At 31.9% G+C, this 11645-nt stretch carries 7 protein-coding genes; all 7 read right to left on the reverse strand.

The window, feature by feature from the left end; translation table 11 throughout:
* Positions 1–4 precede the first annotated feature (4 nt).
* The gene (locus AB3G34_RS04255) at positions 5–925 is read right to left on the reverse strand and encodes a protein-glutamine glutaminase family protein (protein WP_369754076.1); all 921 of its coding nucleotides are present in this window, start codon (positions 923–925) and stop codon (positions 5–7) included.
* Between the two features lie 12 nt (positions 926–937).
* A complete protein-coding gene (locus tag AB3G34_RS04260; protein ID WP_367768952.1) occupies positions 938–1807 on the reverse strand; it encodes a transglutaminase N-terminal domain-containing protein in 870 nt (289 codons plus the stop codon).
* Positions 1797–4388, reverse strand: a complete 2592-nt coding sequence (locus AB3G34_RS04265; RefSeq protein WP_369753551.1) for a circularly permuted type 2 ATP-grasp protein — start codon at positions 4386–4388, stop codon at positions 1797–1799. Before AB3G34_RS04265 ends, AB3G34_RS04260 begins: the two co-directional genes overlap by 11 nt.
* A gap of 77 nt (positions 4389–4465) precedes the next feature.
* Entirely contained in the window at positions 4466–7882 is a 3417-nt protein-coding gene (locus AB3G34_RS04270) for a DUF2126 domain-containing protein (RefSeq protein WP_369753552.1), read from the reverse strand.
* Between the two features lie 261 nt (positions 7883–8143).
* Complete coding sequence (locus AB3G34_RS04275; RefSeq protein WP_369753553.1) at positions 8144–9229, reverse strand: DUF3667 domain-containing protein; 1086 nt, start codon at positions 9227–9229, stop codon at positions 8144–8146.
* Positions 9230–9597: 368 nt separating this feature from the next.
* Positions 9598–10803, reverse strand: a complete 1206-nt coding sequence (locus AB3G34_RS04280; protein ID WP_367752360.1) for an ammonium transporter — start codon at positions 10801–10803, stop codon at positions 9598–9600.
* Between the two features lie 35 nt (positions 10804–10838).
* Entirely contained in the window at positions 10839–11177 is a 339-nt protein-coding gene (locus AB3G34_RS04285) for a P-II family nitrogen regulator (RefSeq protein ID WP_367768961.1), read from the reverse strand.
* Positions 11178–11645: the final 468 nt, after the last annotated feature.

Genomic DNA, 11645 nt, shown 5'->3' on the forward strand with positions numbered 1-11645 from the left:
TCTTTTATTCAAATTGTTTTGAATCTATTATATTCTTTAAGTTAGCAACACTAAGTCCCCATTTTATAAGATTATTGTTGTAGATCTCACGGTATTTATTAATTATGGTGTAATATTGGTTTTGAAAATCGGTAGTCATGTCATAATTCCACCTGTTGTCTCTAAATACGGTTTCAAAATTGAATACGTTTCCCACTAAATTTTTATAATCATTGATTAATTGTGCCTGATTATTTAATTTTAATAATGGTGCTATTTCTTCAGTATAGAATTCAACGGCCGTTGCATTGATCGCTAATCCTTTTTCTAGCCATTGATTTTGTAAAGAATCATCGGTGTATTTATAAAAATCATCTATCAACTTATCTGAAAATGTTTCGGGAAGAATAATGTTTTTTAATTTTGAATTTAGTATTCCATTTGCGTCATATTTCAATTGAGAATTAGGAATCATAGTGGAATTAAACAAATACCATTCAAAATCCAGCATTAATGAAATTAGCTTTTTTGTTTTAAGTTTATCTAACCATGTTTTATAATGAACTAGACCTTTTGGAAAAAGCTCTAAATCAATTACCATTTGGTGTGTTTCTATACCATCGTTTACATGTAATACTGTGGCAACATGATATCCCCAATCAATTGTTCCATTAGGGGAGAGCTCTTTTTTATCAATAAATGTGATTAATTGTGAATTTGAATTGGAATAAATACCAGGAGAAAATGCCCAAATTTTAGATGTTATAATCCCTTTTGATTCTAATAGCAAGCTTATATAATGTGACAAATTATGACAATTTGCTTGCTGATACCCTACAGGCAATGATGCCTTCAATATATCCTTGAATACTTTTTTAGCAGTATCTTGATCTACAATTGAAGCTTTTGCAGGGGTTAATATTTGATGTTTTGATTTAATGATTATTTTTTTTTAGTATTAAACTACTGGAATTACATCTACTTCCACTTTGACTTTATGTTCTCCTGAACTAAATATTATTCCTCTAAGTGGAGAAACATCAGCGAAATCTCTACCGTATGCAGTAACAATATGCCTTTGTTGTGGAATCATATTGTTAGTAGGATCAAATTCGCACCACCCCATTTCAGGAATATAAACAGATATCCAAGCATGTGATGCATCAGAACCTTCTAGCTTTATTTTACCTTTTGGTGGTAAAGTTTCAATATAACCGCTTACATAGCGTGCTGGAATACCTGCACTTCTTAGGCAAGCGATAGCCAAATGAGAAAAATCTTGGCAAACCCCTTTTTTTTCTTTCAGTACTGTACTGATTGGTGTATTTACATTTGTTGATCCTGATCTAAAGTCAAAATCGGTAAATATTTTTTTTGTTAAATTCATAACACATTCAAAAAGCGGGGCTTCTGGAATAAGGCAACTTTGAGCAAAGGCAATTATATTGTCATCCCAATTGATAAATTGACTAGGTAATTGATAAATTAAAAGGTCCGCTTTAAGGACAGGATTGGCATTGATTTTTAATGTAGTTTCTTCACAGGAAATGGTGCTCCAGGGTTGAACTACATTTTTTAAAACTTCTATTTCACTAGACACAATAACATTCAATTTGGTGTGTGACTCGTGTAAAGAAAAATAATGTTGAATATTTCCAAAATAATCTTTTCTACTATAAATTTTAGAAGGTTTTGGCTCTATTTCTATTTTAAAATTGGTACAAATTTGTCTGGCTGAACTTTGCGGTTGTAAACACAATACGCTTTGGTAATTGTGAACAGCATTCACATAAGTGTAAAGGGTTTTGTGTTTTAGTTTATATTTCATCAGAATTCATATTGTCTAAGGTGTCTAAAATGGAGTGTTGGATAACAGAATGATTAAAGTATAAACTAGCCAAGTTAGTTGACACATTCGAAATTAGATCAAAAACATCTGAAAGTGTTTGGTCTAGTTCAGGTCGAAAAAGAGTATCGCTATCCGCTTGTATTAAACGATCCGCATCAATTAATTTTATAATTGTACTTGCTTCCAAAACTGATTTTTCAGCAAGACTTAATCGATTTGGTTCTATTGTTTTTGGCAATTTAGAAAGATAAGAAGAAAGCGTATCGAGTAAAAAAGTAAGGGTATACGGTAGGTTTTGCTCTAGAAAAACCATGTTAATAACAGCTTTCAAGCTTAAATGAGACTTGTAAATGTTTCTGTATTGGGCTAATAAATGATGGTTTTCTAAAATAGCTTCCATTAAAACACTTTCTTCTTCTTCAACTTTTTTATAATTGAAAGTATATTTGAAAACAGAAATCAATGATAAAATGCGCTCTACATTTTTCCCTATTTCCAATAGATAGAAGCCATTATCTCTAGGTAATGTTTCATAAACATTTCCATAAAAAGAGAAAAGACGAATATGTAGTTTATCAAGACCGTGATTTACTTGGTTGATATTACTCGTGTTTGAACTTTTTAGCGCAACAAGACTGTCTTCTACTAAATTAATAATTCGGCGGGTATCGTGATTCCATTTTTCACTTACTTGATTTAAGGTATTTAACAACGCCTGAATATTATAAGTAACAGATCCAGGTTTTTTTGAATCACTAATTAAAAGAAGTAATTCAGGAATTGGATTAGCAATGGTGTCGTCAATGTTTACTTCTGGATCACTTTCCTTTTCTTTTCCTACAAATCCTGGATAGGTATGAGTAAGATGAGTAAGAGATTTGAGAAGTACTATTAAAAAAGCAGGTTGCTCATTTTCTTTATTAGTAACATTTTCATTAAGGCGACTCAAGATTATTTTTAAAAAACTTCTCAAAGCCATTGTTCTTTCACACAGGCGCCCTACCCAAAATAAATTTTCGGCATTTCTACTTGTTAAGGAATTGTTTAGATGATTTGTTAGGTTTCTACGTTCTACATAACTTTCATTATATTCATTTGGGGTATCAGTTATAATCCAAGTATCTTTAGACAAACCTCCTAAACGGTTGGACACCTCAAACTTTCCTTTTATTGCAGAGCTGCGGGTTAATCCACCTTGCATAACTCTATAGTCGTTTCCATCAGAAATTAAAAAAGCTCTCATTGCAGCAAATCTGGGTACAATTTCTCCATCAATAAATGATGGGGTAGTAGATAAACTAACCTCTTGTTGTGCTACAAAATCCTTTGGATTTTTACGAATCACGATTCTCAAGTCTTCCAATTGCTGTTTATCAAGAAGACGTCCATATATGGATCTAAAACCTTGTTTCCGATTTGTTTTTTTAATAATTAGTTTGGGTAAATTGTCAAGAACATAATTCAGTTCTTTTTTTTGACCGCACCACCATGTAGCTATAGAACTTAATATTAAAGGTTCTTTTAATAAATATTTACAGGCATTTTGCATAAAAGCCATCAAACCATGATTTTCTAAAACACTGGTTCCAGGCGGATTTATAACAGCGACATTACCTAAACGGATTACTTGCAGTAAACCAGGAATTCCTATTAATGAATTTCTTTTTAATTCTAATGGATCACACCATTCATCATCGACTCTTTTAATAATGACATCTACACGTTCTAGTTGGTCAATAGACTTCAACCATACATAGCCATCTCTAACTACTAAATCGCTTCCTTGCACAAGTGTATAACCTAAATGTGAGGATAAATATACGTGTTCAAAATAGGTTTCATTTCCAGGTCCAGGTGTTAAAAAAACTACATTTGGATTTTCGTTAGTGTTGTTTCCAAGTGCATCAACAGTTTGTTGCAGGTCATTAAAATAAGGGGAAAGTCTGCTTCTAAACATTTTTTTGTTCAGTTCAGGAAAAACTTTACTCATTACAATTCGGTTTTCAAGCGCATATCCTGAACCTGATGGTGACTGAGTTCTATTATCCAATAACCACATTTTTCCGTCCGGCCCTCTAGCTAAATCACAGGCATAATTAAGTAATTGTATGTCTAGTTTTTGTCTAATATCAAAACAAGGCAATAGAAAACCAGAATTATCAAAAATTAATTCAGCTGGAATAATTGAATTTTTTATTAATAATTGTGGTCCATAAATATCTTTTAGAATTAAATCGTAAAGATGTGCTCTTTGTCTTAACCCTTTTTCAATGGTTTCCCATTCTGATTTATGGATTAAAAACGGAATTGGATCTAGTTTCCACGCACGATTAGGTTCATTATTATTGTCATAAACATTATAAGTAACTCCGTTTTCTCTTAGTTTTTTTATAATTTCTTGATTACGTAATTCTAATTCTTCAAGACCTATAGATTCTAAAGTATCAAAAAGCTTTTGCCAATACGGTTTTACTTGACCGTTTTTGTCAAGTACTTCATCGTACGTATTTATTTTCTCTTTATAAGATTGGAGTAATCCCAATGAAATATCTTGAATCATTTGTTAATTGTAAATGAATTGCGTTTTTTATAATTGGCAAAATAAAGGTTTTTAAAGCGAACAACAATGCAATTATTCTATTCTTTTGCTTTCCAATAATGTCTTAAATCTAATGTGTAAGGGTATTCAGGGTTAATAAGTTCAATGGGAGTATCAAGTTTAAGTTCGGATTTAGACTCTACTAAAAAGCGAGAAGTTGCACTATTATTTATTATAATTTCTTTCTCGTTTTCCATGTCATTATGTACTGAAGATGGTGTATGACCAAAATCCCAAAAGCGACTTATCTTTCTTGATTCTGCTTCAAAACTATTCACAGGCATAGTTTCAAAACTTCTTCCGCCTGGATGTGTTACAAAATAGGTACAGCCACCGATTACTTTATTATTCCAAGTATCTACAATATCAAAAACCAATGGAACATCTACACCTATATTTGGGTGTAAAGCGGATGGTGGATTCCATGCTTTATATCGTATTCCTGCTACATATTCTCCTTTTGTACCAGTACTTCTTAAAGGAATTCGGCAGCCTTTACATAGTAAAATATGGCGTTCTGGTACAATTCCAGAAACTTTTACTTGTAAACGTTCTAATGAGGAATCTACAAAACGAGAGGTTCCAGAGCCTGAGAGTTCTTCACCAAGTACGTGCCATGGTTCAATACCTAATCGAATTTCTAATTGGATATTATCAATAGTCACATTACCATGGTGAGGATATCTAAATTCGAAAAAAGGATCAAACCATGAAATGTCAAAATTATATCCAGCATCTTTTAAATCATTAACTACATCAATCATGTCCAAATAGGCAAAATGAGGCAACAAAAACTTATCATGTAGTTCAGTTCCCCAACGGACTAATTTTTTCTCATATGGGTTTTTCCAAAATTTTGCAACTAAGGCACGAACTAATAAATTTTGAACTAAATTCATGTGTTTGTGAGGTGGCATATCAAAAGCTCTTAACTCTAATATTCCCAAACGTCCTGTTGATGAATCAGGAGAATATAATTTATCGATACAAAATTCTGAACGGTGCGTATTTCCAGTGATATCAGTTAATAGGTTTCTGAAAATTCTGTCCACCATCCAAAAAGGAACTTCTTTGTCTTTTGGGATTTGATCAAAAGCAATTTCCATTTCGTAGAGACGCTCATCACGACCTTCATCAATACGCGGTGCTTGACTTGTTGGTCCAATAAAGGGTCCAGCAAAAAGGTAACTTAAAACGGGATGGTGTTGCCAATAGGTGATTAAGCTTCGCAATAAATCAGGTCTTCTCAATAGGGGACTATCCTCAGGCTTTTCAGCTCCTAATGTTACATGGTTCCCTCCTCCAGTTCCAGTATGACGACCGTCTACCATAAACTTATCGGTGCCTAAACGAGATAGAAATGCCTCTTCATATAGCGCCGTTGTGTTGTCTACAATTTCTTGCCAAGATTTGGCTGGATGTACATTTACTTCAATTACACCTGGATCTGGGGTTACCATCATTTTTTCGACTCTGTAGTCCGACTTTGGTTGATATCCTTCAATTCTTACTGGCATTTGTAATTTTTCTGCAGTAATTTCTATCGAAGTAATTAAATCTACATAGTCTTCTAAATAATCAGTTGGAGGAAGAAAAATGTACAACATTCCATCGCGCTCTTGTATACACATGGCGGTAATAAAAGTGTCTACTTCAAATAATAAAGATTCTTCTTCTTTTTTTTCTTCTTTTTTAGATAATACTTTTTTGACAGACTGAATGAGTTTTGAAATGGTCCCATAACGTTTGTTTATTTTTTCTGAATAATCACCTAAAGCGGGTAAGTCTTCAAATAAACTTCTATCTACAACTGTTTCTCTCTTGTTTTTAGAAATTTTTGGTAAGGAATCCAATGGTAAACGCAATCCAATTGGAGAATTTCCAGGAATTAAAAAGCAATTGCCTCTTCTAAATTCCCAAGCACAACTTTCCCAATTATCATTATTGTGATTTTTTTGTATTGGCAAAACAAATCCTGATGGATTATTCAAGCCTTTTTCTAAAACCTTTGCCAAATTATGACGTTCCATAGAATCTTTTAAATTCACTTTCAATGGATCTAAATTCATTGGAAGTTTACCTTCTTCTAGAGCCCAATAGATTGGATCTTCGTAAGTTGGTAATATGTTTTTAGTGTCAATACCTAAAAATTTGGTCAATTCGACAGCAAATTTTTCAGCATCGTGAAAAGTAAATTGAGTTTCACCTTCTTTTGCTACTAGCGCATCATTTTTCCACAAAGGGAATCCGTCTTTTCTCCAGTATAGTCCATATTGCCAACGTGGGAATAACTCTCCAGGGTACCATTTTCCTTGTCCAAAATGCAGCAAGCCTCCATGAGCAAATCGTTTTTTTAAACGAAGGGCTAAATCATAAGCTAGTTTACGTTTCAATGGTCCATCGGCTGCTGTATTCCATTCGGCTCCCTCAAAATCATCAATAGAAATAAAGGTGGGTTCTCCACCCATTGTTAAACGCACATCACCTTCAATTAAATCCTTCTCCACTACATTTCCTACCGCCATGATATCTTGCCATTGCTTGTCAGAATAGGGTTTAGTTACCCTTGGGTCTTCATGAATGCGAGTTACTTTATTTTCAAATTCAAAACTTACTTCACATTTTTCTGTTGCACCTGTAACTGGCGCTGCACTTTCATAATGGGGAGTACAACATAATGGTATATGACCTTCACTTGCAAAAAGTCCAGACGTAGGATCCAGTCCAATCCATCCTGCTCCAGGAAGATAAACTTCGGCCCAAGCGTGTAAATCAGTAAAATCGTTTTCTGGTCCAGAAGGGCCATCAAGTGATTTTATGTCGGGTGCTAATTGCACAATATAGCCAGAAACAAATCGTGCAGCTAAACCAAAGTGACGTAAAACATGAATTAATAGCCATGCAAAATCTCTGCAAGAGCCACTTTTTATTCGTAATGTTTCTTCTGGTGTTTGTACTCCTGCCTCCATTCGTAGATTATAAGAAAGCGTTTTGTAAACTTCTTGGTTCAGATAAACTAAAAAATCATTTATTTCTATGGAATCATTTAGTTTTATTTTTTCAATAAATTTTAAGAATATGGGACTTTCTTCACTCAATTTTAAATAAGGAATTAATTCTTGTTCCAGTATAGTATCATATTTAAAGGGATACTTTTGAGCATATTCTTCTACAAAATAATCAAAAGGGTTGATGACTTGAAGTTTTGCAATAACTTCGACTTCGACTTTTAATTCTTTAATTTTTTCAGGAAAAATAACTCTAGCTTGATAATTCCCAAAAGGGTCTTGTTGCCAATTGATAAAATGATCCTCAGGACTTATTTTAAAAGAGTATCCTTCTATAGCCGTTCTAGAATGTACAGCTGGACGAAGTCTAAAAACATGAGGGAATAATTTAACGCTTCGGTCAAATTTGTAAGTTGTTTTGTGTGAAATAGCGATTTTTATTGACATAATTTAGGCGTGTTATCTTTGAATAGTAGTAGTATAACAAATATTGCAAAAAAATCATAGTTTATGCTTTTTTTATGATAATAATCGACCTAATTTTTTGCTATGATTGCTTTTTTTACATTTTATAATTGCGAATTATGTAACAAGAATTAAATTATTCAAATTCTAAATCCTATCGTTTATATCAATTATGGGTAGATTTTTTTTAAACCTATTTTTAAAAAAAGAAAGGGGAACCTTTTGTAATTTGTTAAATAGTTCTTAGTGAATATTGATGTAGGTGTATAGTGCGAAAAGCACCATTAGAATAATTATAATGATAACATTTATCAGTAAAATTACACTACTTTTTAATAAAGAAATCATGATTTTTTCTCCATAAAATCTTCGGTGTGCAGGAAAAAAGTAATACAGCATCCAAAAAATGCCAATCGATTTGAGACCAAAATGAACCCAAGTCAAAATAGGATTTTCACCAAACAACAGAAAGAGTTTGTCTATAAAGAACAGGGTTAAAATCAATAAGAGTAGAAACGAAAAATAATGCAAAGTAAAAATACCATTATCAAAGTAGTACCATTTTTTTTTGTCATGAAAAACCCATAGTATAAAAGCAAAAACAGGCATATACATAAACAGTACCTTTGGGAGGTTATGCGTAAATGATTCACTGAATTTCTCAATGATTTCCTCATTTGTATTTTCTTCTTTTACAGCAAGCCATTTTTTTAGGAACCAATATTCGGTTTTGCTTACTTTTGCTTTTTCTGCCCCATTTTTTTGTATTGAGTCTAGTTCATTAATAGATTTATAACCAAAATCAGCCACTTCTTTTTTGTTTATTTTAGTAGTGTCAATTTTAGTAGTTTGTAGTAAAATCTTTTTAATAGTATCATTATTTTTTTGAGATAATATTCCAACTTTTGTTAATCCATCGACGCTTTTTTCTTCAATATGTAATGAATCAATTGAGGGGATATTTACTTGAGTTTTTTCTATAGTAATTGGAATTGTTACTTCTTTTGTGTCGCTAGTTGGGAATAAGGATAGTAATAAAAAGGTAACGAAACTAATAAAAATATAAAGACGTACAGGCGCTAGAAATGTTAATCTTTTTCCAGAAAGATAAGCTTTAGTTAATGCTGCAGGTTTGAAAAATAAATAAAAAATGGTTCTCCAAAATGCATTGTCGTAATGGGTTAAATCTTCAAAAAAATGAATAAAGATATGATGAAAAGACTTAGTGCTTATCGTGTTTTCTTGACCGCAATTGGGACAGTAACGTTGGTCAACAACATAATTACAATTAAGGCATGTTTTATCTATTCGTAACTTTTCTTTTGACATAAGCAGTGTTGTAAATGAAATCTATTTTGGTAAATCTATTATTTTTTTATTTGATTTATAATTGCTGTCCTATAGTTTTAATGTTTAATTAACTAGTATGTTTTTATTTGCGACTTACTTTTATAGTGGTTGCATTTAATCTAATTTAAAAAGGTTAAGTTAAATTTTTTTTTAATGTAAATGTATATTCAATAAAAAAAGCCTACAACAAAATCATTTTGTTGTAGGCTTTATGTTTTAGGTATTTAAAATGATGCTTAAAAAATAATTTTTGATTGCCAACCGCAATTCTTTTAGAAAACACATGAGGGTGTGTTTATAAAAAGGAAGCATCACTGTAAATAAACTTTTATTATAATTTTAATTGTTTAGTCATTATAAACATTAGTTCCATGCTCATGAATATCTAAACCATCAATCTCTTCTTCTTTGGTAACTCTTAGTCCCATAGTTTTCTTTAATATAAATAATACGATAAAAGAAGCTCCCATTGCCCATGCTACAATTGCTGCAACACCTGTGATTTGTACAATTAATTTATCAAAACCCCCACCATAGAATAAACCCCCATCTGTAGCAAAAAATCCAACTAATATAGTTCCTAATGCACCACAAACTCCATGAACTGAAACCGCTCCAACTGGATCGTCAATTTTTAATTTTTTGTCGATAAATTCAATTGAAAATACAACTACAACCCCACAAATTAATCCAATAATTAGAGCTCCTAATGGGCTTACAGCTGCACAACCTGCTGTCACACCAACTAATCCAGCCAAAACTCCATTTAAAGTCATTGAAATATCTGGTTTTTTGTAAAATATCCAAGTTAAAAACATAGCTGCTAACGCACCTGCAGCACCTGCTAAATTTGTTGTAATAAATATAGCTGCTACTTTAAAAGCGTTATCACCAGATATTGCAAGTTGAGATCCTGGGTTGAACCCAAACCATCCTAACCAAAGTATAAATACCCCTAAAGCTCCTAGCATTAAACTATGACCTTGTATAGCATTTGATTTTCCATCTGTGTATTTTCCAATTCTAGGGCCTACCATAGCAGCAGCTACTAAAGAAGCAGCTCCACCAACAGCATGTACTACAGTTGATCCAGCGAAATCAGTAAATCCCATTTTAGCTAGCCATCCACCTGCATTCCATACCCAGCTACCAGAAATAGGGTAGATTATTAATGTCATTAATAAAGAGAAGATTAAATAAGTAGTAAATTTTGTTCTTTCAGCAATCGCTCCAGAAACGATAGTTGCTGCAGTTGCTGCAAATACAGTTTGAAAAAATAAACTATGCATGTCTGGAAGACTATCAAAAAAAGCATATTGCTTCATATCTCCAACCAATCCTCCAATAGAATCTCCGTACATTAACGAATATCCTACTGCCCAGAAAGCAAGACTTCCAATACAGAAATCCATTAAATTTTTCATTATAATATTTCCAGTATTTTTTGATCTAGTAAAACCAGTTTCTACAAGTGTAAAACCGGCTTGCATAAAAAACACTAAACTTCCGGCGATTAACACCCACATTAAGTCCATTGCAGCATTCGTATCCATAATATATATTTTTATTAGTTAGTTTTAAAAGTGATTTAGTTAACAGCGTCTGTTCCTTTTTCTTTGGTTCTTATTCTATACGTTTCTTGTACATCAGAAACAAATACTTTACCATCGCCCACCATTCCGGTAGCGGCTGCATTCAAAATAGCGTCAACTGTTTTTTCTAGAAAAGGATCCGAAACTACAATGGAAATGTATCTTCTTTGTATATCTGTTGTACTGTAAGTAATACCTCTATACACGTGTCCTTCTTTCTCGTTACCAACTCCAGTAACGTCCCAATACGTAAAAAAATTAACTTCTATTTTGTGTAAAGCTTCTTTAACTTCATCAAATTTTGATTTTCGAATAATGGCTTCGATTTTTTTCATAATTAAGTGGATTTTATAATTGATTTATTTTGTTTAAGTATTTTTCCTTGATTTTTTTTGTGATTTTCTAATCAGAAAATAAGCAAATAATTTTTGGGAATTAGAAATTTTGATAGTGTTTGTTTTTTTGTGATTAATTTAATATTTGATTTATATACAGTGAATTTGTATTTAATTAGTGTATTATTCAATAATAACAATGATTTATTGTTTATTATCTGTTAAAATCTATTTTTTTTCAGTGACGAATTTATTAACTTTTATTTAAGAATTATAAATAAGAACTGAGTTTTTGGATAAAAAGAGGTAGAATTATTAATTACAAAATATCCTTTCAAAATAATAAAGAATATTCATTATAGATTTAAATAATTGCACTATTCACAATTAAATTTTTTAACTATACCCCCATTTTTTTGAGTTATTTTTAAATATTATAGGATAAATATTCTTAATGTTTCATCTTTT

This window comes from Flavobacterium sp. WC2409 (genome assembly GCF_041200085.1).
In the GTDB taxonomy this organism is placed as follows: Bacteria; Bacteroidota; Bacteroidia; order Flavobacteriales; family Flavobacteriaceae; genus Flavobacterium.